This window comes from Paenibacillus sp. FSL K6-4396, assembly GCF_038002525.1.
Lineage (GTDB): Bacteria > Bacillota > Bacilli > Paenibacillales > Paenibacillaceae > Paenibacillus > Paenibacillus amylolyticus_B.
The window spans coordinates 7,107,959-7,133,037 of sequence record NZ_JBBOCR010000001.1 but is presented as its reverse complement, the minus strand read 5'-3'; the positions used below and the strand labels follow the sequence as shown (position 1 = coordinate 7,133,037).

23 protein-coding genes are annotated in these 25,079 nt (G+C 45.1%); 22 read left to right on the top strand and 1 reads right to left on the bottom strand.

The window, feature by feature from the left end; all coding sequences use genetic code 11:
• Positions 1-38: 38 nt before the first annotated feature.
• On the bottom strand, positions 39-233 hold the full coding sequence (locus MHB85_RS31050) for a YjzC family protein (RefSeq protein ID WP_036671877.1): 195 nt from the start codon (positions 231-233) through the stop codon (positions 39-41).
• A 202-nt stretch (positions 234-435) separates the two neighbouring features.
• On the opposite strand from MHB85_RS31050, the gene rpsF reads away from it, so the two are divergent.
• From rpsF to MHB85_RS30940, 22 genes are all read left to right on the top strand, one after another.
• The gene (gene rpsF / locus MHB85_RS31045) at positions 436-729 is read left to right on the top strand and encodes a 30S ribosomal protein S6 (protein WP_036611944.1); all 294 of its coding nucleotides are present in this window, start codon (positions 436-438) and stop codon (positions 727-729) included.
• 48 nt (positions 730-777) lie between these two features.
• A complete protein-coding gene (gene ssb / locus MHB85_RS31040; RefSeq protein ID WP_017691432.1) occupies positions 778-1,263 on the top strand; it encodes a single-stranded DNA-binding protein in 486 nt (161 codons plus the stop codon).
• Between the two features lie 56 nt (positions 1,264-1,319).
• A complete protein-coding gene (gene rpsR, locus MHB85_RS31035) occupies positions 1,320-1,592 on the top strand; it encodes a 30S ribosomal protein S18 (protein ID WP_017691433.1) in 273 nt (90 codons plus the stop codon).
• A 227-nt stretch (positions 1,593-1,819) separates the two neighbouring features.
• Complete coding sequence (locus tag MHB85_RS31030) at positions 1,820-2,410, top strand: M15 family metallopeptidase (RefSeq protein WP_192136357.1); 591 nt, start codon at positions 1,820-1,822, stop codon at positions 2,408-2,410.
• 725 nt (positions 2,411-3,135) lie between these two features.
• On the top strand, positions 3,136-4,125 hold the full coding sequence (locus tag MHB85_RS31025; RefSeq protein WP_036612047.1) for an ABC transporter ATP-binding protein: 990 nt from the start codon (positions 3,136-3,138) through the stop codon (positions 4,123-4,125).
• 14 nt (positions 4,126-4,139) lie between these two features.
• On the top strand, positions 4,140-5,072 hold the full coding sequence (locus MHB85_RS31020; protein ID WP_047841027.1) for an ABC transporter ATP-binding protein: 933 nt from the start codon (positions 4,140-4,142) through the stop codon (positions 5,070-5,072).
• 7 nt (positions 5,073-5,079) lie between these two features.
• Positions 5,080-6,042, top strand: coding sequence for an oligopeptide ABC transporter permease (gene opp4B, locus MHB85_RS31015; protein ID WP_036611942.1), 963 nt, complete (start codon positions 5,080-5,082; stop codon positions 6,040-6,042).
• A 29-nt stretch (positions 6,043-6,071) separates the two neighbouring features.
• Positions 6,072-6,977 (top strand): ABC transporter permease, encoded by a 906-nt coding sequence (locus tag MHB85_RS31010; protein ID WP_036611941.1) that lies wholly within the window; start codon positions 6,072-6,074, stop codon positions 6,975-6,977.
• Between the two features lie 19 nt (positions 6,978-6,996).
• Positions 6,997-8,823 (top strand): oligopeptide ABC transporter substrate-binding protein, encoded by a 1,827-nt coding sequence (locus MHB85_RS31005; RefSeq protein ID WP_047841026.1) that lies wholly within the window; start codon positions 6,997-6,999, stop codon positions 8,821-8,823.
• 254 nt (positions 8,824-9,077) lie between these two features.
• Complete coding sequence (locus MHB85_RS31000) at positions 9,078-9,983, top strand: D-alanyl-D-alanine carboxypeptidase family protein (RefSeq protein ID WP_047841025.1); 906 nt, start codon at positions 9,078-9,080, stop codon at positions 9,981-9,983.
• A gap of 254 nt (positions 9,984-10,237) precedes the next feature.
• Entirely contained in the window at positions 10,238-11,827 is a 1,590-nt protein-coding gene (locus tag MHB85_RS30995; RefSeq protein ID WP_341074186.1) for an MFS transporter, read from the top strand.
• A 472-nt stretch (positions 11,828-12,299) separates the two neighbouring features.
• Positions 12,300-13,331, top strand: coding sequence for an LCP family protein (locus MHB85_RS30990; RefSeq protein WP_091012208.1), 1,032 nt, complete (start codon positions 12,300-12,302; stop codon positions 13,329-13,331).
• 184 nt (positions 13,332-13,515) lie between these two features.
• A complete protein-coding gene (locus tag MHB85_RS30985; RefSeq protein ID WP_017691444.1) occupies positions 13,516-13,941 on the top strand; it encodes a CBS domain-containing protein in 426 nt (141 codons plus the stop codon).
• 265 nt (positions 13,942-14,206) lie between these two features.
• Positions 14,207-14,509: a MazG-like family protein gene (locus tag MHB85_RS30980; RefSeq protein WP_017691445.1), complete on the top strand. Its 303-nt coding sequence runs from the start codon at positions 14,207-14,209 to the stop codon at positions 14,507-14,509.
• 5 nt (positions 14,510-14,514) lie between these two features.
• Positions 14,515-15,426 (top strand): DUF2232 domain-containing protein, encoded by a 912-nt coding sequence (locus MHB85_RS30975; protein WP_091013184.1) that lies wholly within the window; start codon positions 14,515-14,517, stop codon positions 15,424-15,426.
• Between the two features lie 11 nt (positions 15,427-15,437).
• Positions 15,438-17,429, top strand: coding sequence for a DHH family phosphoesterase (locus MHB85_RS30970; RefSeq protein ID WP_036611927.1), 1,992 nt, complete (start codon positions 15,438-15,440; stop codon positions 17,427-17,429).
• Positions 17,426-17,869 carry a 50S ribosomal protein L9 gene (rplI, locus tag MHB85_RS30965; protein ID WP_036611925.1) on the top strand — a complete coding sequence of 148 codons (444 nt, stop codon included), beginning with the start codon at positions 17,426-17,428 and terminating at the stop codon, positions 17,867-17,869. The genes MHB85_RS30970 and rplI overlap by 4 nt, the downstream gene beginning before the upstream one ends.
• 1 nt (position 17,870) lies before the next feature.
• On the top strand, positions 17,871-19,232 hold the full coding sequence (dnaB, locus tag MHB85_RS30960) for a replicative DNA helicase (RefSeq protein WP_036611922.1): 1,362 nt from the start codon (positions 17,871-17,873) through the stop codon (positions 19,230-19,232).
• 445 nt (positions 19,233-19,677) lie between these two features.
• Positions 19,678-20,964: an adenylosuccinate synthase gene (locus tag MHB85_RS30955; protein WP_091012210.1), complete on the top strand. Its 1,287-nt coding sequence runs from the start codon at positions 19,678-19,680 to the stop codon at positions 20,962-20,964.
• 221 nt (positions 20,965-21,185) lie between these two features.
• The gene (locus tag MHB85_RS30950) at positions 21,186-21,953 is read left to right on the top strand and encodes a hypothetical protein (protein ID WP_192136354.1); all 768 of its coding nucleotides are present in this window, start codon (positions 21,186-21,188) and stop codon (positions 21,951-21,953) included.
• A 286-nt stretch (positions 21,954-22,239) separates the two neighbouring features.
• The gene (locus MHB85_RS30945; RefSeq protein WP_244661174.1) at positions 22,240-23,049 is read left to right on the top strand and encodes a class I SAM-dependent methyltransferase; all 810 of its coding nucleotides are present in this window, start codon (positions 22,240-22,242) and stop codon (positions 23,047-23,049) included.
• Positions 23,050-23,534: 485 nt separating this feature from the next.
• Positions 23,535-25,067, top strand: a complete 1,533-nt coding sequence (locus MHB85_RS30940; RefSeq protein ID WP_192136353.1) for a M23 family metallopeptidase — start codon at positions 23,535-23,537, stop codon at positions 25,065-25,067.
• The last annotated feature ends 12 nt before the right edge of the window (positions 25,068-25,079 follow it).

Below are 25,079 nucleotides of genomic sequence, written 5' to 3'. Positions count from 1 at the left end.
CCGTTTTATATACATGGATCGTAAAAAAAGTATTGCGATTAATGGACGCGGGCTTTGGTCAGCTTCTTCCACTTGCGATTATGATTGCTTGTTTCAGGAAAAGCTTCACCTTTTTGCAGCGTTACCCGCTTCGGGTTTTGAATTTCCGTGACAAAGCTTTTTTCCCCAACTTCCGTGTACTCTCCATCGTTTGGGGCTTTGTCTCCTGGTTCAAACTCGGTTTTTTCACCCATGATAAAACCTCCTCTGCAGATTATGTTACTTTGTTGCTTCTGTAGTGTGCTCCATAGCCGGGCTGATCATGTGCCAATATGTACAGGGAACGTTTGCTTGCACTTTGACTCGGTATTTGTTATATTAATATAGTTCGAGTTTGTGCTCGTTCCTTGCTCTCAACCTAGATTGAGGGCCAGAGTCCATAAGGAGGTGAAAATTATGCGCAAATATGAAGTGATGTACATTATTCGTCCTGACATTGAGCAAGAAGTTGTTCAAGCTACAGTCGATAAATTCCAAGGCATCATCTCCAACGGCGGTGGTGAAGTTACAGCTCACGACGTTATGGGTAAACGCCGTCTTGCGTATGAGATCAAGAAATTCCGTGATGGTTTTTATGTTCTGGTACATTTCACTGCTGAACCAGCAGTTGTAACTGAACTTGAGCGTCTCATGAAGATTTCTGACGAAGTAATTCGTTATCTCATTACCAATGACGTTAAGTCTGCTTAAGACAACTCGTGATTAACGCACCAATACGCTCTGAAGGAGGGGATTACATTGTTGAACCGTGTCATTCTGATCGGACGGTTAACCCGGGATCCTGAGTTGCGTTACACTCCAGCAGGAGTAGCAGTTACGCAATTTACTTTGGCAGTGGACAGACCGTTTACAAGCCAAGGGGGAGAAAAGGAAGCCGATTTCATTCCGGTCGTAACCTGGAGACAGCTTGCCGAGACTTGTGCGAACTACTTGCGCAAAGGACGCTTGGCTGCAGTCGAAGGACGCATTCAAGTACGGAACTACGAGAATAACGAAGGAAAACGTGTATACGTGACCGAAGTTATTGCCGATAATGTCCGTTTCTTGGAGTCAGCTAACCGTGATAACAGCGGTGGCGGCGGTGGGCAACCAATGCGTGAAGAGCCTTCTTATGGAGGCGGCGGACGCGCGAACAATAACAATAATTCGCGTAGCAACAATCAGGATCCTTTTTCCGATGACGGAAAACCGATTGATATATCGGATGATGATTTGCCATTTTAACATGAGCTGATACTCTTAGGAGATATGGGTTACATGATAGGAAAGGACTGAAAAGCATGGGCTTCAAGCAAAGAGAAGGCGGAGACAACGATAAAAGACCGGCACGTCGTGGCGGCCGTAATAAACGTCGTAAAGTGTGCTTCTTCACAGCTAACAAAATTACTCACATCGATTATAAAGATACGGACTTGCTTCGTAAATTTATCAGCGAACGTGGAAAAATTTTGCCACGCCGTGTAACAGGTACTAGCGCTAAATACCAACGCATGCTGACGATTGCAATCAAACGCTCCCGTCAAATCGCATTATTGCCATACACAACTGAGTAGTCTTTACTCAGCTTGCATACGAAGCAGTCGGCTTATAGCCGGCTGCTTTTTTGTATATATCAATAGAAGTATTAGAAATAACGATCCAATCTAACAAACGGAAAAATTCAATACTGTGGTGATAGAAGCATTCAAGGCTCAAATGAATTATAATAGAGTCTAATCTACTGAAAAGGTTCAGGCAGCAGGAATAGCTGTTTGTTTCAGAATAAACACCAGGAGTGGATATGAATACATCAAAACGTAAAGGCAAACAGAGAAAAAAGAGTCTGAAAAACTGGATTATAGCTACTCTTTTACTTTCCATTATATATGTGTGGTTACAGCAAAAAGGCGATATAGATAACATGTGGCCCGGGACAACAATCCAAGAAGCTGTGCCAATCATCGGCTTACATCCTGTGGTAGCAGAGAATGAGAAGTTATTGGTACGTAAGGCAGCCAGACGTGGAATAGAGATTGTGATCACCCACGGCTACCGAAGTTCCGAGGAGCAAGATGCACTATTCAACCAAGGACGCTCAAGCGCAGGCAATATCGTTACTAATGCGCGTGGTGGTGAGTCATATCATAACTACGGATTAGCAATTGATTTTGCATTGAGGACGCCTGAGGGTGATGTGGTGTGGGATATGGAACGGGATGATAACGGCAATGGCAAGGCAGACTGGATGGAAGTTGTGGACCTCGCCAAAGAGTTAGGTTTCACTTGGGGTGGAGATTGGGCAAACTTTCCGGACTATCCTCACTTGCAGATGGATTTTGGTTTGAGTATTAATGAGTTAAAACGTGGTAAAAGACCTCCTGACTCTCAGTAAAAGGTGTTATATATACACTTAAATGAATAATTATTAGATAAGCTCTGCATTATGCAGGGCTTTTTTCTTTCTTTTGTAAAATAAATGATAAAAGATGACAATTTGGTCTTTACATTAGCAAATAAATAAAACTATACTAGATTAACTAGATTTTTTACTTTGATCGCACATATTATTTCAATTGTAAGCATAACGGCTCTGATTAAATAAAATTTAGCTATAGATCGAGATATAATCATCACTCATATATGTAACATTTACCTCACGCAAAATTAAGATTGTCTACTTAATACAAAGCATACACATACACTAGATGTAACTAGTATGTTATGTATATGTTATTTTGACCAATTGCCTATGTATACCTCACAGCCAAAAACAAGATAACGCCTCTCAAATTCCCTGCTATAAGCCTTTATAGTATTACTAATATCCAAATCTGTAGTATAAAAAACATTTATACCAAAAATCTCAAAATAAGCATTGACGTTAGCTAAAATTACACGTATGATTACATTAATTATTTTGATATATAATTCCGCTAGGAATTATCAACATTAATTGACCAATGGTCTAAATATAAGTCTCTTAAACTTGTTTCTCCTAACAATTTGGTATTTTGTATAAGCTATTGTTCGTTATCTTCAAGAACTTGGAAATATACAGTGGATGCATTTCTACACACGAATACAATCTACGGAAATTATGGGGTTAGGGTGATTGATTTGAATACAGAGCTATTGGAAGTCAGAAATCTAACAACATCATTCAGAATTGAAGATGACTATTATGCAGCAGTGGATCACGTTAACCTTACGGTGAAGAAAAATGAAGTATTGGCGATTGTAGGTGAATCCGGGTCAGGTAAAAGTGCTTTTGCATTCTCTCTTATGGGTTTGCATAACAAAGCAAAGATCGAAGGCCAGATTCTCTATAAAGGACAAGATATTGCCAACATCTCCCCAAGCAAGTTAAACAAGCTACGCGGCAAAGAAATGGGCATGATTTTTCAGGACCCATTGTCCGCACTAAATCCTCTAATGATTATTGGTGAACAGATTGAAGAGATTCTCACACTTCATCAGTCCAAGCTGTCTTCCAGAGAGAAGAGAGAAAAGGTCATTCACTTATTGAATCAGGTAGGGATTCCACGTCCCGAACAAATATACAAGCAGTATCCCCACGAACTATCTGGTGGTATGAGACAGAGAATTGTTATTGCCATTGCGATTGCCAACAAACCGGAATTACTCATAGCCGATGAACCAACGACGGCGCTTGACGTTACGATTCAACTACAGATTCTGGAGCTGATCCGTGATCTGAAGAGTGAAATTAACGCAGGCATTATTCTGATTACACATGATCTGGGTGTCGTTGCTGAGATGGCTGATCGCGTAGCAGTTATGTATGCAGGTGAAATTGTTGAAATCGCAGATATCTTCACATTGATGAACGATGCGAAGCATCCATATACCCGCTCATTGTTGAACTCTATTCCCACCCTGTCTGAAGAAAGATCCAAATTACATGTCATCCAAGGCATCGTACCATCACTCAAAAATCTTCCTCGCAAAGGGTGCAGATTCAAAGCCCGAATTCCATGGATTAGTGAATCGGCTCATGAAGAGAACCCACAGATGCATGAAATTGCACCAGGTCACTTTGTACGGTGTACCTGTTACCAGCACTTTCATTTCCCTGACCAAAGCTGAGGAGGAATAACATAATGGCATTACTCGAAGTAGAAGGGCTTAAGATACACTTTCCGATTCGCGGTGGATTGCTTAAACGGGAAATTGGCAGTGTAAAGGCTGTTGATGATGTTAGCTTCTCCATTGAAGAAGGACAGACCTATGGTCTGGTTGGCGAATCAGGTTCAGGAAAAACAACAACAGGCAGAGCCATTATTGGGCTAAACCATGTCACTGACGGAAAGATCCTGTTTAACGGCAAAAATCTGGCTACGGAGCGACGTAAGAACAGGCAGCTCCAGCGGGATGTACAAATGATTTTTCAAGACCCATATTCATCACTGAATCCAAAGAAGCGGGTTATCGATATTATCGCTGAGCCGTTCCGTAACTATGAGCGTCTGACAGCTACCGAGGAAAAAAGACAAGTAAGAGAATTACTTGAAAAGGTTGGCCTGAGTCCGGAATCAATCTACAAATATCCGCATGAATTCTCCGGCGGACAGCGTCAACGGATCGGCATTGCACGGGCTATTGCACTGAAGCCGAAGCTAATTATCGCGGATGAACCTGTATCTGCACTCGATGTGTCGGTACAGGCTCAGGTACTCAACTTCATGCAGGAGATTCAAAAAGAACTAAATCTGACCTATCTGTTCATCAGTCACGATCTCGGCATCATCCGTCATATGTGTGATCAGATTGGAATTATGTATAAAGGTCGATATGTGGAACAGGGCACAACAAATGATATTTTTGAGAATCCGCAACACATCTATACCAAACGTCTCATTGCAGCCATTCCGGATATGGACCCAACCAAACGAGAGGAAATGGTAGCCTTCCGTCAACAGGTCAAATCCGAGTATGAACATTCATACCGAAATTTCTTTGATGAGGAAGGGCTTGCATACTCGCTCAAATCCATTTCCGATACTCACCGAGTAGCTCTACCTCAGAAAGGTTGAAGGCCATATGTGGAAAACGATAGTACGCAGAATTATCATAATGATCCCTCAGATCTTTTTACTTAGTCTTTTGGTCTTTCTGATGGCCAAGGCCATGCCGGGCGATGCACTAACGGGATTGCTTGATCCAAGCGTTGATCCCAAAGCATTGGAAGCCCAGCGAGAGAGATTGGGATTGAATAATCCTTGGTATGTGCAATATTGGGACTGGATCAAAAACGCCATCCAAGGTGATTTTGGGCAATCCTTCCGTTTCAAAATGCCGGTTACCGACTTGATCGGTCAGCGTGTAGCAAATACATTCTGGCTCGCACTGGCGACACTTGTACTGACTTACCTGATCGCTATTCCACTGGGTATCATCAGCGGTCGTTACAACGATACCTGGTCTGATCGGTTGATCACGGGATACACCTATCTGGGGTTTGCCGCACCATTGTTCATCTTCGCACTGGTGATGGTATGGATCTTCGGATTCCACTTCGGCTGGTTCCCGACAGGAGGTAGCGTTGCGCCAGGACTTACACCAGGCACATTCAGCTACGTAATGAGTAAGTTCTATCATCTATTATTGCCGGCACTATCCATGGCACTGATTACAACGGTATCTACGGTTCAATATTTACGTAGTGAAATCATTGATATCAAGCATAAGGAATTCGTTATTACTGCCAGAGCCAAAGGTGCCTCGGAATCTCGGATCTACAACAGGCATATCTTGAGGAATTCACTATTACCTATCGCCGCGTTCTTTGGATATGAGATCACAGGACTTATCGGAGGCACGGTATTTATCGAAAGTATATTCAGTTATCCAGGTATGGGGCAGTTGTTCCTGAGTTCCATCTCATTGCGTGACTTCAGCGTTGTGACTGCACTCGTATTGTTGTATGGCGTAGCTTCCATTCTCGGGGCATTGCTGTCTGACATAATTCTGGGAATTGTAGATCCACGTATACGGATCAAGTAAGAACTTGAAGATTTCGGGGTGAAAACAAGATGAGCAAGGCCAACGAGGTAGTTGTAACTTCACAAAAGGTTGATAAAAGCCCCTCCAGCTTGAGTATTTTATGGAGGGAGCTTGTCAGAGATAAGGTGGCACTAATCTCGCTCATTTTCTTGGGCTTGGTCATGTTGCTGGTATATGGCACGTCTCTCATTCTGAATCAGGATGATATCGTACGCGTGGATCTGTTTGCCTTATATGAACCACCATCCGCGAAATATTGGCTTGGAACGGACTATGGAGGTCGTGATGTATTTGGCCAACTGGTCATCGGTACACGTAACTCCCTGACCATTGGAATTATCGTAACGTTAATGACTGGCTTCATAGGTATCTTAATTGGCCTTTTATCCGGTTATTTCGGTGGAATGATAGACAACCTGTTTATGCGTGTTGTTGATTTCTTCATGATCCTTCCGATGTTGATGATTGTTATCGCGTTTGTTACGGCAGTACCGAAATACAATATCATCTCGTTCTCTCTAATCATGACGGCATTTCTCTGGATGGGTATCGCCAGGTTGATTCGCTCCAAAGCATTACAGGAACGGGAACTGGATTATGTAAAAGCTTCAAAAACATTGGGCTCTTCTCATCTGAAGATTATGCTCTCACAGGTTCTTCCGAATCTGAGCTCCATTATCATCGTAACGATGACATTGAATCTCGCTGCCAACATTGGCCTCGAATCCGGGCTGTCTTTCCTTGGGTTTGGTTTTCCCGAAAGTACGCCTAGTCTTGGAACACTCGTAAGTTATGCACGTAATCCGCAAACCCTGGAATCCAGATGGTGGATATGGCTACCCGCATCGGTACTGATTCTGGTATTGATGTTGAGTATAAATAATGTCGGTCAAGCCCTAAAGCGTGCGACTGATGCAAGACAAAGAAGAGGTTAAAAAAAGGGAGGAAAGGTTCATGAAAAAGGGATTATTTTCACGGGGACTATTTTTCACGATGATGTTGGTCTTTGTATTGGTGCTCGCAGCGTGCTCTGAGAAAGAAGCGGCTACTCCAGCTCCAGCTTCCAACACAGAAGAGGGGAAAACGGAGGAAAAACCTGCTAATGAAGAGGGCGTTTACTCCATTGATGACTTCAACAATGTCAAAACGAATGAGGGTACTGCGATCGAGGGTGGATCGATTACATTCGGACTTGTATCGGATACTGCTTTTGAAGGTACACTGAACTTTAACTTCTATTCCGGTAACCCGGATGCACAGGTTCTTCAATGGTTTGATGAAGGCTTGCTGACTTGGGATAAAGACTATGTGTACACCAATGATGGTGCTGCAACATATGAGACTTCCGAAGATGGCAAAACGTTCACACTAACCATTCGCGACAATGTAAACTGGCATGATGGCAAGCCGGTAACGGCTGAAGATCTGCAGTTTGCTTATGAAGTTATTGGTAACAAAGCGTATGATGGTCCACGTTACGACTCCAACTTCACTAGTGTAGTAGGTATGGACGAGTATCATGCTGGAAAAGCAAAAACAATTTCTGGTATTAAAGTGCTGAGCGACAAACAAATCAGCATTACGTATAAAGAATCTACTCCGTCCCTGCTGACAGGTGGCGTATGGACGTATCCTCTGGCTAAACATATCTTCGGTGATATGGATGTAGCAAAAATGTCTTCTTCCAAAGAAGTACGTGAAAAACCAATTGGTTTTGGTCCATTTAAAGTGGATGTGATCACTCCAGGTGAGTCTGTAACTTTTGTTAAAAACGATGACTACTGGCGTGGAGCTCCAAAACTGGATGGTGTAACTCTGAAAGTTATCAACCCGACAACGGTTGTTCAAGAACTGAAATCTGGCGGGGTAGATCTCGTGGATGCATTCCCGACAGATCAATACAAAGACAATGCTAACCTGTCCAACGTAGAATTCCTGGGCACAATCGATCGTGCTTATACGTACATCGGTTTCAAACTGGGTACGTGGGATGAAGAGAACGGAAAAGTTGTAAGCAATGCCGAAGCAAAAATGGGCGACAAAAACTTGCGTAAAGCCATGTGGATGGCTGTAGATAACGATCAAGTTGGTAAACGTTTCTATAATGGTCTGCGTTGGAATGCAACAACCCTGATTCCACCGTCTCACCCAGAATTCCATGATTCCAACAATCCGGGTGTAGCATATGATCCAGAAGCAGCGAAAGCATTGCTCGACGAAGCTGGTTACAAACTGGATGGTGAATTCCGTACAAATCCGGATGGAACACCACTCGAAATCAACTTTGTATCCATGACTGGTGGCGACACAGCTGAACCTTTGGCTCGTTATTATGTTCAATCATGGGCAGCTATTGGTTTGAAAGTAAACCTGGAAATGGTTGAGTTCAACAGCTTCTATGACCGTGTAGGTAACACAGGTAAAGATGATCCAAACATTGATGTGTATCAAGCAGCATGGGGCGTTGGTATTGACGTAGATCCATCTGGTCTGTATGGCCGCGATGCACTCTACAACTTCTCCAGATTCTCCAGCGAAGAGAATGACAAATTGCTGGCACAAGGTATCTCTGCTGAAGCATTCGATGTAGACAAGCGTAAAGAGATCTACAATCAATGGCAACAATACATGGTAGATGAAGTTCCTGTATTCCCTACACTGTATCGTGCAGTTGTAGCACCCGTTAACAAACGTGTAATGAACTATGCGATTGGTGATGGAACAGGCGTTTACCTGAGCGACCTGCAAGTTAATGCAGACAAAGCAGTTGTAGCTCAGTAAAACATTCTTAAATTAGCAGCTGTAAGGATTGGGGTCCTTTAAGAAGCCGGTTGCTAGATTATTAATGAAGAATTCTCCTGGGAAAATGAATAAAAAGTGTCTTTAAAACATGGATTCTGTACACTCTGGCATGGGTGTGTGGGGTTCATGTTTTTTTTTGTAACCAAAAAATAAAAAAAATTTAACTTTTTTTCAAAAAAGTGCAGACAAAATGCCTCTTTACTTCGTCTATATAGGTAAGAGGTGATCATCTTATGAAAAAATGGTGGAAACGGGCAGGTATGCTGCTAGCTCTCTTGCTTATTATATATTTAGGTGTGAAACCGGACATGCTGGTAGGCAAACCGGGAATTAAAGCTGAATCTGCGGTATTAATGGATATGAACTCTGAACAGATCTTAATGGATTTTAACGGCTCCGAAGAGATTGCTCCGGCAGGCGTCAGTAAGTTGATGACAGAACTGTTAGTGATGGAGGCCGTGATCAATGGGGATATAGGGTGGAATGATCTTGTTAATGTGAGTCTGTATGCCAGCTCCGTGGGGGGCAGTCAACTGACCCTGAAACAGGGAGAGCAGTTCACCGTTCAGGAGTTGTTCGAGATCGTAGCTGTCTATTCAGCCAATGATGCAACTGTTGCTCTGGCTGAACACATCAGTGGTACAGAGCAGAAGTTTGTGCAACAGATGAATCAGAAAGCAATTCAGATTGGGCTGTCGGAGGATACACAATTCACGAATTCAACGGGCCTCAGTGAAAAGCTGCTTGGTCCTAACCGTCCGATGGATATACAAGGGCAGACCTTAATGACGGCTATAGATGCATGCAAGCTTGCGCGATATTTGCTGAATAACCATCCCGAGATTTTAAGAATATCCAGTCAAATGCAAGTATCAATGCATCAAAAAGGGATGTACATGAGTAACACGAACTGGATGTTGTCCTCTATTGGTGGGCCGTATGCTTACGATGGGAATGACGGATTAAAGACCGGGTATGATGAAGATTCCGGATATCATTTTGTGGGGACAGCTGAACGTGATGGCAAAAGACTGATATCAGTTGTATTTGGAACAGATACTCGTGAAGGGCGTTTTGTGGAGACTCGGAAGTTGTTCAACTATGGGTTTTCGGGAAACCGAGTCAGACCAGATTATTGAAGCATTACGCAAGCGTTAGTACGTTAGATAAGATATGAGGGCTGTCCGCAGGTTCGACTGAACATGTGGTAGCTCTATTTTATCGAATCGGAGGTAAATTGATCCATATAACCATATTATTAAATTGACATATGGTTTTCTTTTGTTTTAAAATGACCAGTGAGTCATTATTATTCAACTCGGTTTAATATATATGTACCAAACCACCAATTGTACGATACTGAATTTACGATCTGATCGGGAGGTAACATGTGATGCAAAAACAAATGAAATGGCCGCTAGTCTTGTTTGCCATAGGGGTATTTATGGCTGCGCTGGATAACGGGATCATCACCTCTTCACTGACCACCTTAAATGCATCATTTGGTGTGTCGCCAACATGGGGAGCATGGACGATTACGCTTTACACGCTTGGGCTTGCGGTGAGTGTACCTATTGCGGGCAAACTTTCGGACCGTTATGGTCGCAAGAAACTATTTTTGATTGAAGTGGCGTTGTTTGGGATCGGGTCCCTGCTCGTTGCGCTGAGCACATCGTTTACCTTTTTCCTGATTGCTCGTGTCATTCAAGCTTTGGGCGGTGGTGGGATTTTTATCATTGCCAGCTCATACGTATTAAGCAAGTTCCCGGCGGAGCGACAAGGTACAGCCTTGGGTCTGCTGGGAGGGATGAATGGTGTTGCCGCTATTTTGGGACCCAATGTCGGTGCTTTTATACTGGATCTGACTGGCAACTGGCATTGGTTATTCCTGATTAACGTGCCTATCGCCATTCTGCTATTCATAGCAGGTATTCGATTTATTCAGGAAGAGCAGGAACTGAATCGTGCAGCAGTGGACTGGAGCGGCATTGCTGTCCTAACGTTGGGTGTACTCAGTTTAATGTATAGCTTCAGCAATCTGGACGGTGTGAACATGCTTCAAAGCCTGGGATCACCGATGTTCTACGGCTTTTTCTTGGCAGGTGTGATCATTCTGGTGCTCTTTTACTTCATGGAAAAAAGGCTGGAAGGATCTGAACGTGAACCTGTTGTATCGACACAGCTTCTGGGCATTGCGTCCTTTCGCTGGACGTTGCTAATTGCCTTTTTCTCGGGAGCCATTCTGGCCTCAGTGATCTTTATTCCCGGATTTGTTGAGCAATATCTCGGCGTATCCAATACAGCTTCCGGGTACTGGTTTACTCCACTCGCGCTGGCATCCGGCATCGGGGCAGGTGGAGGTGGATACCTCGTTGACCGCAAAGGGCCGATCTGGACGTTATCGGTTGCGGGGCTGTTATCTGCCATTGGATTCCTGTTGTTCCCGCTATGGGTGGAGCATATCTGGCAATTTGTCATCGCGAGTACACTCGTAGGTATCGGTTTCGGCATGATGCTTGGTGCGCCAGTTAACGTACTTGTCACGGAACAGGCGGGGGAGAACAACAAAGGCATCGCGGTAGCGACCAGTTCGTTATTCCGCCAGATGGCGATGGCTATTGCACCTACGATTTTCGCTGGATTCCTGGCACGTTCTTTCATTAATCTGGGGTCCAACATTCAGGCAGGATTCGCTGACAAAGGAATTCAGGTGCCGCCTGAAATGCTGGAGCAATATGCCTCGGGTGGAGCAGCAGGGAGTGATGTATCCAGTCTGACAGAGGGCCTGTCCCAGATTCCTGATGCAGGTATCCGTGATGTGTTGCTCCAGGCAGTGCATCAAACGACAGGGCAGGGTTATAATGGCCTTTTCTGGTCTGCGGTGGTATTCAGTGTGCTTACGCTGGTAGCTGCGCTTATAACGGGACGTCTGCGTCAAAAAGAGAAGAGCCAACACGTGGAAAGTATATCCACGAACGGATAGGATCGCATGTGAAAATGAAGAGAACAGTGCACCTTTTGTAGCTAAAAAGGAGTCGCTGTTCTTTTCAATTTAACCGGATTGTAACTTTTCTTGCTCTCGCAATGATTACAATAGAACGAGCGTAAGCGGTGTCTTGATTCAAGAGAGAGAAAACTTCAGTGAACACCGAGTCACAAGACATCCCAGACGTTTAATTGGTATTATATAAGTTGAACGAATCGTTACACTTCATCACTGCGAGTTCAGAATAACCTTCGGATCGCTGTTATCCCCAGATTTTTTGATTTCTTTATTCCAAAGGTAAAAATCCGGTGATAAAGGCGAAGCGTATGCTTTCGATGCAGCTTTCTTTCAGAAAGCTTTTAGCTACGCTTCTTCAGGTTTTTTCTGACCTCTCCGTTTTTAGTGTAAATATTAGATGAAACTTATATATCAGGCAGTATCATTTTGATAGTGAAGAAGGAATCAATGGATGAAAAGCAGAACTAAAGATAAGAAGAAAAGAAGAAAAGGCCTATATATAACGCTCGTTTCACTTGTTGTTTTGTTAATCGGAGGTTATTTGTTCCGTCAGCAGCTGGCTGTAGCAGCATTTGATCTGTTTCTCGCCGGTTCGGTAGAAGATCAGTTATCCCGTTCTTATGTACCGCAAGAAGGCAACAACACGCCTGATCCAACGGTATACCGTAAGGAACCTTTCTCCGTATTACTGCTCGGTTCGGACAAACGCGCCTATGAGAAAACGCGTGGACGTTCCGATACCGTCATCTATGCTGTAGTACGTCCCAAGGAATCCCGTGTGCTTCTGGTATCCATTCCACGTGATACGTATGTGCAGATTGTAGGACGGGATGCCAACAAGGACGGCGAAGATGATTATGATAAGCTGGCGCATGCCTATGCTTTTGGTGGGGAGAATATGTCCATCAATACCGTGGAGAAATTTCTTGATGCTGATGTGGGTTATTATGCAACGATCAACTTCGACGGAATCAAAAAAGTGGTTGATGCACTTGGTGGTGTAAAACTGCCAATTGATGAGGACATTGTGAACAAGAATCCGGATCATGTGCAATTCACGATTGAAGGTGGTAAGCCGATCTATGACGGGCAGGAAGCACTGTATTATGTAAGATACCGTGAGGATAGCGATTTTAATCGTACCAAGCGGCAGCAGATTTTCCTGAACGCGATGGCGAATGAGATGCTGAATTTGAATCAAATCGCCAAAATTCCGGAATTGATTCAGATCATGGGTGACAGTTTCCAGACGGATATGCGAGCATCTTTCATTATTGATCTGGCCAAACAAGTGCTTACTCAGGAGAAACCGCAGATTTCAAGCTTCACCATCCTGGGTGAGGGAATGAAAAAAGACGGTATCTATTATGGTCAGGCTGACGAGAAAGATGTCCAATATGCCAAAGAGCTGATTAACAACTGGATGGATCAATCGACCCCAGCCGGTGAAGTAATGATCCCTGACCGGCAAAAGATTGAATAACCAATTCCATACCAATGATGTGTTGTAGACCACAATCAGCAGTACGTTTATTCGCGGGCTGCTGTTTTTTTTCTTTGTATTGAGAACTATTATCCTTTTGGAACATCCTGCGTTCTGATCCGTATAATATAAGTTGAGCGAGATAAGTTGAACGAAGAAATTCACAAGGAGGATACACAAGGGTATGAACATCGCATTTTTTTTGCTACCCAAACAAGAGGTTACGTGCGTGACGTCGGATTCTACGCTGCGGCAAACGTTGGAACGGATGGAATATCATCGTTTTACGGCGGTACCCATTTTGAATAAAGAGGGCAAATATATTGGTACGGTTACCGAAGGCGACTTACTGTGGTATATGAAGAATGCCGAGGGAAAAATTTCATTTGAAAACGCTTCAAAGTTCTTGCTCAAGGACGTTCCACTTCGCTTGGATATTAAACCCGTATCCATTAATGCCAACATGGAGGACCTGATTAATCTGGCTAAAGTTCAGAACTTTGTTCCTGTGGTCGATGATATGGATCGGTTCATTGGTATTGTCAGACGGAGTCAGATAATTGAGTACTGCGAGGGCATTGTAGCCAAAGAATCGATCAAGGCTAAGTAAGGCTGTACCGAATTTAAATATTATTGTGTCATGATGGATAATCACAGCCGTCCGGTATCATGTTAAACTTAAGAAGTCCTGAACCAAGGGCGCATTCGAAGTTTTTTACAAATATATAGGTCGATAGGATGTACGGAGGACTCCGCATAAGTACCTGACATCAGTTTCGGAGAACTTCTCCGTTTTTTGGGGTAATTTTGCGGGCCCTCTTTTTATGCTATAATCGAGAATAAAGCTTTTTCGGGGGAGAGTGACTTTCGCCAATATGCCTAAAGAACTGGATGTAGCCAAACGCGCTAAAGTGATTGAATGGCTGAAAACCGAAGTGCTTGATCAGGTATCCCGATTATTCAAGGCGTTATGGGAAGGCAGTACAACTCGAATCGGGGACAGTCTTGCCAGTTTGATTATGAGTAGTTACATATTGGGCCGCAGGCTCGGTATTCCTTTCAAGGATCTGGATGCACTGCTAGTTGAGAAGTTGAAAAAGCATAAACAGGAAGGTCACCAGCTTGAAGACTGGTACCAAGATATTTCCGCGCTAGAAGATCATATGCGTAAGAGGTGAATTTGTTGAAATTTAGCTTTAAATCAGCTGTTTGGAGCGCAGTCTATCTGCTCTTGCTACTTTCGCTGTTAACTCCTTTATCGGTACTTGCCATATTTTTTATGATGATTCCGGGAGTTATTTTGTATGCTTCATTATCTTTAAAATCATTTATATGGCATCTCGTGCCCGTAGCCGTTATTTTAGTCGTATTCCACCCCATCTATCTGTTACTATTGCTCGTCTTTACCCTGCCTGCGATCGTTATGGGTCACGCGTATAAAACACGCAAATCAGCCCTGTTCGCGCTGATGGCGGGAAGTGGCATGATGTTGGCAGAATACTTGTTGTTGCTCTTGGTCGGCAGTGTCATTTTCCAATTCGACCTGTCCAGTTATATTGAAGATGTGGTCAAATTGACCATTGAACCGTTAACCAATACATCGAATCAGATGATTAACGGTTTTGCATGGACACCTGAGATGACCGAGGATGTTGCCAAACAAACACAGCTTATGATTCCGTTTGCTCTCGTTGTCACGTCGATGGTAATGGCCTTTATTACGCACGCCATTGCTCGTCCGATTCTGAACGTGATGGGTGTGGTGGTATCGAAACTTCCACCAGCGAGAGAATGGCGTATGCCGCGTGCGTTGATCTGGTATTATTTCCTCGCATTGTTGATCGAAGTGATCTCCAGACAAAGTGATGGAACATACTGGACCATGATTGCCATGAACCTGTCCCCGTTAATTAATCTGGGCTTCATGATTCAAGCGATCGGTTTCTTCTTCTTTCTCTCACATACAAAGAAATGGAATCCGGTTATACCATATTTCCTGGCGGCTGCGGTCTTCTTCATTGGTCCGCTTCGGATTATCGGAATTATCGATCTGGCGTTCCCGCTTCGTGAGGCAATATCGAAATCAAAACGATAGGGTGATGAGTCATGCCTAAATTTCTGAAGAAACGCTGGCACGGCTACTATACCGTATGGGCGTTCATACTGCTGCTGTTGCTCGTTATGTTCGTTACCATTTATAACTGGACGCTTGGTTTGATTAGTCTGATACTGGCTTCGGCGCTGGGAATCGTCATGATTAAGGCGGAGCTCGCGTTCCGCCGTGAGCTTAACGACTACATTAATGGCCTATCTATTCGGATCAAACGGATGGAGGGGGAAGCGGTCAGCATGCTTCCATTCGGAATTGTGCTGTACAGCGAAGATCGTACGGTAGAGTGGCATAACCGCTTTGTCGCGGAGATGTTCCAGGAGAAGACAATGGTGGGTAATCCGCTACTTAATTTGTTTCCCAAACTTCCTCAGCCTAAAGAGAAGAAGGATGGGACGAAGGAACATTCATCCAAGGAGTTCCATGACGAATTCCAGTTGGATGATCGGCATTATGGAGTTATTCATAACCCGCAGGAGCGGTATGTATATGTATACGAGATTACGGAGTTAGCCATTCTTCGTGATAAATATGAAAATGAACGCCTTGCCTTGGGGATTCTTGTTCTGGATAATCTGGACGAGGCTGCCCAAGGTATGGACGATCAGCAACGTACAGCGCTGATTGCCCGTGTGACTAGCGAAATTACGTCATGGGCCAAGCGGTATGAAGTGTACCTGCGCCGTTTGTCTTCTGATCGTTATCTGTTGATGCTGAATCATAAGTCTTTGCAGGAACTGGAGCAGAGCCGATTTGTCATTTTGGATGAGGTTCGGGAGATGACTGCTGACCTCAAAGTGCCAATGACACTCAGTGTCGGACTGGCGTTTGGATCGGATAGCATCAGCGAGATGGGAGAACTGGCACAGTCCAGTCTGGACATGGCACTTGGACGTGGTGGTGATCAGGCTGCTGTGAAGTCCGGACAACGCCTGTCCTTCTACGGCGGTAAGTCTAACGCAGTGGAGAAACGGACACGGGTAAGAGCCCGCGTTATTGCGCACGCGCTGCGTGATCTGATGCAGGAGAGCGATCGGGTGCTCATCATGGGGCACAAAATTCCGGATATGGACGCGATCGGCGCATCCATCGGAGTGTGGAAAGCGGCCAGTCTGTACAATGTGGAAGCACGGATTGTTCTGGATGGAATTAATCCATCGATTGAACGCATGATGGAGCAAGTAAACAAGGACGAGAAGTTGTCCAAGGCATTTGTATCACCGGAACAGGCAACCCAGATGATGACCGAGCACACGTTGCTGGTGGTGGTGGATACGCATAAGGCCTCCATGACCATGGAACCGAAACTGGTACAGTCTGCTACCCGTGTCGTAGTTGTGGATCACCATCGCAGGGGTGAAGAGTTCATCAATGACGCAGTGTTGATCTATCTGGAACCTTATGCGTCTTCTGCTGCCGAACTGGTAACCGAACTCTTGCAATACATTCATGACAAGGTACAATTCACTCCTCTGGAAGCTACGGCTCTACTTGCCGGGATTACGGTAGATACGAAGCATTTTGCACTGCACACGGGGTCCAGAACGTTTGAAGCGGCAGGCTTCTTGCGCCGTAGCGGTGCAGACACCATTATGATCCAGCGGTTGATGAAAGAGGATCTGTCAGAATATATTGCTAAGGCAGAAATCATAAAGCATGCTAAAATGGTATATGGAAACATTGCGCTGGCGGTCACAGACCCTGGCAGCAAGATTTCACAGATGATGATCGCCCAGGTGGCGGACACATTGCTGAACATGACTGACGTGGTCGCTTCATTTGTAATTAGTGAGCGTCCGGATGGACTGATTGGCATCAGCGCGAGATCGCTGGGGCGCATGAATGTTCAGGTTGTCATGGAACGACTGGGCGGTGGCGGGCATTTGACAAATGCTGCCGTGCAGCTTGAAGGAACGCTTGGAGAGGCAGAAAAACGGCTGACGAACGTACTGGCTGAAATCGAAAAGGAAGAGGGGCTGTTCGAATGAAAGTCATTTTTATAAAAGATATGAAGGGTCAAGGCAAGAAAGGGCAAGTGAAAGAAGTATCTGAGGGTTACGCACAGAACTTCCTATTGCCACGGGGAATCGCACGTCTGGCAACAGACGGCAACATGAAGACACTGGACAACCAGAAGGCGGCTGAAGAAAGACTCAAACAGGAAGAGAAAGCGGAAGCGGAAGCACTTGCGAAAAAGCTGGAAGCAGAAGTGACTGAACTGAAAGCGAAGTCCGGCGAAGGCGGTCGTCTGTTCGGCGCCATTACCAGCAAACAGATCGCAGAAGCTTTGTCTAAAAAAGGTCTGAAAGTAGACAAACGTAAAATTGAGCTGGACGAGCCTATTCGTACACTCGGCGTAACACAAGTAACTGTCAAGGTTCACCCTGAAGTGAAGGCAACCTTGAAGGTACAGGTAACGGAAGAGTAAGATGGGCGGAGAAATGTTATTCGACCGGATTCCCCCGCAGAACCTGGAAGCCGAACAGGCCGTGCTGGGTGCAATCCTGTTGCAGGGCGAGGCCCTGATTACAGCGATGGAACGGGTGCAAACCGAGGATTTCTATGATAAACCCCATCAATTAATCTTTGAAGCGATGATCCAGCTTGGTGAGGGAAATCAACCGATTGACCTCGTGACACTGACTTCGCTTCTGAAGGATAAAGGTGAGTTGGAGGACATCGGGGGCGTTAGTTATCTGGCTAAGCTAGCCCATGGTGTACCTACAGCCGCAAACGTAGACTATTATGCTCAGATTATCGAAGAGAAATCGATGCTGCGTCGCCTGATTCGTACGGCAACACAGATCGTGAGCGAAGGATATACAGGTGGCGAAGATGTTGCAGCGATGCTTGGAGAAGCTGAACGTCGCATTCTGGAGATCTCCAACCGTCGCTCCAGTAGTGGTTTTATAGCCATTCAGGACGTACTGATGGAAGTATTCGATCGTGTGGAAACACTTCATCAGAATAAGGGTACAACGACAGGTATTCCGTCCGGGTTCATCGATTTGGACAAAATGACTGCCGGATTCCAGCGCAGTGACTTAATCATTGTAGCGGCCCGTCCTTCCGTAGGTAAGACGGCCTTTGCCCTGAATATCGCTCAGAACGTGGCCATTCGGGCACAGGAGACGGTAGCCATCTTCAGTCTGGAGATGTCAGCCGCCCAGCTGGTGCAACGTATGATCTGTGCGGAAGCCAATCTGGATGCCAGCGTGATGCGTATGGGTGACTTCAAGGGCGATGAAGATTGGCAGAAGCTGACGATGGGTATTGCAGCTTTGTCAGAAGCCAACATCTTCATAGATGATACGCCAGGGATTACCGTAGCGGATATTCGTGCCAAATGCCGTCGTCTGAAGAAAGAGAAAGGCCTTGGCATGATCCTGATCGACTATCTTCAACTGATTAGTGGACGTGGTAAAGCAGGGGAGAACCGTCAACAAGAGGTATCCGAGATCTCACGTACACTGAAACAGATTGGCCGGGAACTGGAAGTTCCGGTTATTGCCTTGTCCCAGCTGAGCCGGGGTGTAGAGCAACGTCAGGACAAACGTCCGATGATGAGTGACTTGCGGGAATCGGGTTCGATCGAGCAAGATGCCGACATCGTAGCGTTCCTGTACCGGGATGACTACTATAACCAGGAGACCGAGAAGAAAAATATTATTGAGATCATTATCGCTAAACAGCGTAACGGTCCGGTAGGTACGGTAGAACTGGTCTTCCTGAAAAACTTTAATAAATTCGTCAATTACGAGAGGGCACACAATGATGCCTTCGCGATGTAATGGGCAGGTGCTGACGGCTTCGATCAAGAAGCCAAAATCGTCTGTCCCGAAGATCAACCATTAGAGCAACTGAACTCAAACATGTGTTATAAATACCAGATATAGATTGACATTGAAATGGGTATCCTTGAACCGGTGATAGCAGTCAAGCAAGCTTGGACTGAAGTCTCCGGTTTTTTGTGTTGAAATAATGGGTAAATTCCGAACATTACGGTTGTACTATATCTAATTGTTCGCCATTTGATTTGACTTTGAAAAAGGGTACTGGTACACTAATACTGCTGCGTTAAAGCAGCGCAAACCTTCCCTTGAATGTAACGGAAGGACATTTTTACTGTCCGTTAGCACGCTTCTCAGTCGGTTTATTGCGTAACATGCCTGCCGGGATAGAGGACGGACAGACCAATACAAAGGTGCGCAAGGCACCCACGGAGGAATGTTAACTATGTCAACGGTAGTTGTAGTGGGAACGCAATGGGGAGACGAAGGAAAAGGTAAAATCACGGATTATTTGGCGGAGAGCGCTGATGTGGTGGCTCGTTACCAAGGTGGTAACAATGCGGGTCATACAATTCTGATTGATAACAAAAAATATAAACTGACGATGATTCCATCAGGGATTTTCTACACGGATAAAGCGTGTGTTATTGGTAACGGAATGGTTATCAACCCGAAGGCACTCATCGAAGAAATTAACTATATTCATGACAATGATTTCACAACGAAGAACCTGTCCATCAGTGAGCGTGCACATATCATCCTGCCATATCACATGGTATTGGATGCACTGGAAGAAGAGAGCAAAGGTCCGAACAAAATTGGTACGACTGGCAAAGGAATTGGCCCATGTTACATGGATAAATCAGCTCGTATTGGTATTCGGATGGTTGACCTGATGGATGCTGAAGATTTCGAACTGAAACTGCGTCATCTGGTCAAAGAAAAGAACCGTGTCATCGAGCAAGTCTACGGCGGCCAGCCTGTTGATGTTGAGGAGATTCTGCAAGATTACCTCGGATATGCCGAAATTCTTCGTCCTTACGTACGTGATACATCCGTTGTTCTGAACGAATATATTGATGAGGACAAAAAAGTATTGTTTGAAGGCGCACAAGGCGTTATGTTGGACCTTGATCAAGGAACTTATCCATTTGTTACATCATCCAATCCGTCCGCAGGTGGCGTATGTATCGGTTCTGGCGTAGGCCCGGCTCGTATTCAGCAAGTCATTGGGGTAGCGAAAGCTTACACAACCCGTGTAGGAGATGGCCCATTCCCTACGGAATTGCATGATGCAATCGGTGACCAAATCCGTGAGACTGGACATGAGTACGGTACGGTAACTGGACGTCCACGTCGTGTAGGTTGGTTTGATAGTGTTGTTGTTCGCCACGCGCGTCGTGTCAGTGGAATCACAGGTCTGTCCCTGAACTCTCTGGACGTAATGACAGGTCTTGAGACCGTAAAAATCTGCACAGGATACAAATTCCGCGGCGAGGTCATCACACACTATCCGGCAAGCCTTAAAATGCTGGCAGAATGTGAAGCGGTATACGAAGAGATGCCAGGCTGGAGCGAAGATATCACTGGAGCGAAGAAACTCGAAGACCTGCCAGTGAACACACAGAATTATGTAAAACGTGTTTCCGAACTGACAGGCATTCCAATTGCCATCTTCTCCGTTGGTCGTAACCGTGAGCAAACAAATCAAGTTCTTCCAATCTACGAGTAATCGAAGAAATAGAGAGATTGTTTCTTGAATTATAAAATAGAATACTTTGCCGATTCGGGCAGTAGAGCCTCCAGTTGTTGCTTTTATAGCGATGACTGGAGGTTTTTTGTATGTTTTTCGGATATAATCCCGAGATTTCCGTCAATACTGGTTAACAGTAGAGTCACAGACCCGGACATGTGCATGTTAGACGGGTGGGATAATTGGAGGGAGAGAACGGAATGAAGTTGCTTGTGTGGTTTGTCAAAATCGTGCTAACCGTATTGCTGGTCAGTTCACTGACACTGCTCACGACCGGATTAATTGTACAGTCATATGCGAAGTCGCTACTCGCGAGTTTCAATATTCAGTGGGAAGGTCAACCCATGGGGTTAACCGCCATGTTCCAAGGTGCCTTGGGCGGTAAAACCAACGAGGGGAACAAATCAGGAAATGGGACGACAGATCAGCCGACAGGAGCGGACGAAGAGCAGGTTCCGGAAGATGCTGTTTCAGTTATGGGGAATGGGACAGAGAGCGGTCAATCTGGTGTAGATGCGGGCAATAATGCGTCCCAAGGGAGCGGCTCAAACGAGGGCACAGGGGAAGGTTCAGGTACAGATACGACCGCAGGATCAAACTCAGGCACAAGTGCAGGCAATGGGACGGATACGGGCATGGGTAATGACTCAGGAACAGATCAGGGTAGTGGTTCAGCTTCAGGCAATGGAACCGGAGCGGCCAGCGGCGGTGCTTCTTCAGGCAATGATGCCATTGTTGTATCACCGGATGACATTACAGGAGCGAAGGACAAGCTGCCAGCAGAGGAGAAGGAAAAAATCTTCAGCCTGCTCATGAACAAGCTGCCACAGAAAGAAATGCAGCAGATCTCAGGTGCCATGGAAGGTGGCCTAACGGAACAGGAATTACGTGAGATTGAACAGGTGATCTCGAAGTACCTGACCAGTGAAGAGTACGACAACCTGATGGAAGTACTGCAAACGGAATAGGATGATAGGCAGGGAAGACAGGCGTACTTATAGACGTATCGCCTGATTCATAATGTAATGGACTTGTCGAGGATGATTGAATATAATCGATTTAAATAAATACTGGAAAATGCCTGTAGGAGGGAACAGTGTATGAAATATAAAGGTAAAGAACACAACATATAAAAACGTTCAGGCAATATTGCAGAAACCTCCAGTCCAATTCGTGGACCTCCGTTCATATGTGCATTCAAGAGAACCGATGGACTTGTGTTTATGAATACACGAATTGGAGGTTTTATTAAACATGAACTTTTATCATACTAATTCAGAACTGTCAGTAAAAAAGTCCACCGAGGCGACGAGTGATCGATTCGAGCAAGGGTTGCAAGAGGCGAATCAGCCGTTTATTGGTTGGGATTTTAGCTATGTAACAGGGAGTGAGCGACTTCAGAGTGGAATGTTGCCTTGGTCCTTTGGAACGATGGCGCGCCGATTGTTGAATCAGACAGAACGAATGCTCGACATGGGGACTGGTGGAGGAGAAATGCTTTCCAGACTCCTTCCACTTCCTCCATACACATGTGCGACCGAAGGTTATCTCCCGAATATACCGATTGCAGAGGAACGTTTACAGCCGTTAGGTGTGAAGGTACTTCCGGTGACTGATGATTCGCAACTTCCTTTCACAGACGGAGAATTTGATCTGATTCTTAATCGGCATGAGTCGTATGATGAGCAGGAAGTTAGGAGGATTCTATCCGCAGGAGGACTGTTTCTGACTCAACAGGTTGGTTGGTCAGATTGCAGGGAGATCAATGATCGGCTCGGCATTCCTATGCCAGCGGATTACGCTGGATGGGAACTGGATCGTGCTGTTCTTCAGCTGGAGCAGTGTGGATTCCGGATTCTGGAGCAACGTGAAGCAACCCCTGCGCAACGTTTCTATGATATAGGCGCACTGGTATATTATCTAAAGACCATCCCGTGGCAAGTACCTGATTTCAAAGTGGAACGGTTCCGTCAGCCATTAATGGATATTTATACGGAGATGGAGCAAAATGGATTCTGGGAAGTACAGCAGAAGCGATTTGTAATTCTTGCAGTCAAAGAATAGGACATAAAAGTTAATTTCTATTGTGGCATGAGATGAAATCCAGTCTAAGATAAACCACAATCAAGTTGTTTACGTAATCCCTTATCAGAGTTGATCTGGTGAGGGATTTTATTTGTATTTTTATGAAAAATAAAGCATATTTCACTGGGTCTTAGAACCTAGTCTTAAATTGTGAGTAAAAGTACATAGTACAGCGGATGTTGAGGCATAATGGGTGATGGATCAGCCGTACGATCTTATGGATAATACAGGGAAACCAAGCGGGGCGTGGCTTTGCGGTGTGACGTGTAGAGTTGAAATGAGTGTAAAACCTGTGTTAAAGTATACGGGTGTGATAAAAGGTTAAAATTTTGACACTTTTACGAGCGCAGTTAAAGTCCTGATTTTGCGGACACCCAATACAATTATCAACGAGCATGGGACAGACACGATGGGTGATGTCTTGACAGAAATGCGAACTGAGAAGTGCTGAAAAGGAGAGAATCATGAAAGGTTTCAGAGGCATACGCCAACCGGGCAAAGACCGGGTACACGAACAATCCGGGGAACACCGGACGGCCGAAGACAAAAACAACATGAGCATGTCCACTTTCAGTGTGAATAAGAAGCGCGTTCTGGCCTCGCGCAAATGGATCATTACAGCAGCATGTGGTGTATTCATCGCAGCATTGCTCGGGTTCGCAGGCAAACAATATGTTACTGCAAACACCGTGCCGTATTATAAAGTAATGGTTAAAGGTAGCGAGATTGGTACCATTGCAGATGAAGCACAATTACAACAACTATTTACAAACAAAACTGAGGAATATCAAAATAAATATCCGGATGCAGAAATGGTGCTGAACACGGATGGCATCACAACCGAAACGGCAAGAGCGTACAAACCCGAAGTGAACAGTGACGAGACGCTGGACAAACTGGGTGACATGCTGACAGCCTACGCCAAAGGTGTGGAGCTCAAGGTAGACGGTGAAGTCATTGGTATTGTGAAAGATCAGGCAACAGCAGATGCAATCCTGGAACAAGTACAGAGCAAATACATATCGGCATCGGCTGTGCGAAGTTCGCTTAAGACGAAGTCGGTATCGGCTAATTCCTCGAAGAAAAACGAGGGACCAAGTACAACCCTGAAGTCGGTAGTCATCAAGGAAGATGTAGCGACGGATGTGGTGAAGGCTGATCCAAACAAAATATGGGATGTGTCCGAGGCGGTTAAAGCATTAACCGTTGGTAAAGACGCGCCTGTAACTTATGTGGTTCATGAAGGAGATACAATCTCTTCGATTGCTGCCAAGTATGAAATTACACAAAGCGAGATTCGCCAGCATAACCCGGGCATCAAGGAAACATCGCTTCAAATCGGTGACGAACTGACCTTGACCGTTCCGAAACCAGCGGTAACCGTTAAATCAGTTGAGCAGGTTGTTGAACAGATTGAGATTAAACCGCAAGTGGAAGTACGCAAAAGTGCTGAGTTGAAAGCGGGTATCACAAAAGTTGTGCGCCCAGGACAAAGTGGATTGAAAAGCATGCAGTACCGTATAACCAAAGAAAATGGTGAAGTTGTTCAGGAAGAGTGGCTTGGTCAGGAAGTGATTAAAGCAGCTGTAACTGAAGTGGTCCTTAGCGGAACAAAAGTTGTTGGTGAGGGCACAGGTGAATTTGCTTGGCCGGTATCCAATGCAACGATGAGCAGCAGCTTTGGCCAACGTTGGGGTCGCCAACACAAAGGTGTCGATCTGGTAGGTAACCGCGATGTGAAAGCGTCTGATGAGGGTGTAATTACTTTTGCAGGACAGAAAAGTGGTTATGGTAATGTCATCATTATTAACCACCGTAACGGATACGAAACATTGTATGGACATCTGAACAGCATTGGCGTTAAGGTTGGACAAGTGGTTGAAAAAGGCGAGAGTATCGGCGTTATGGGCAACACGGGTCGTTCTACCGGAACACATCTGCATTTTGAGATTATTAAGAATGGAACAGTAGAAAATCCGTTAACGTATCTGAACTAATATAGAGCTTAA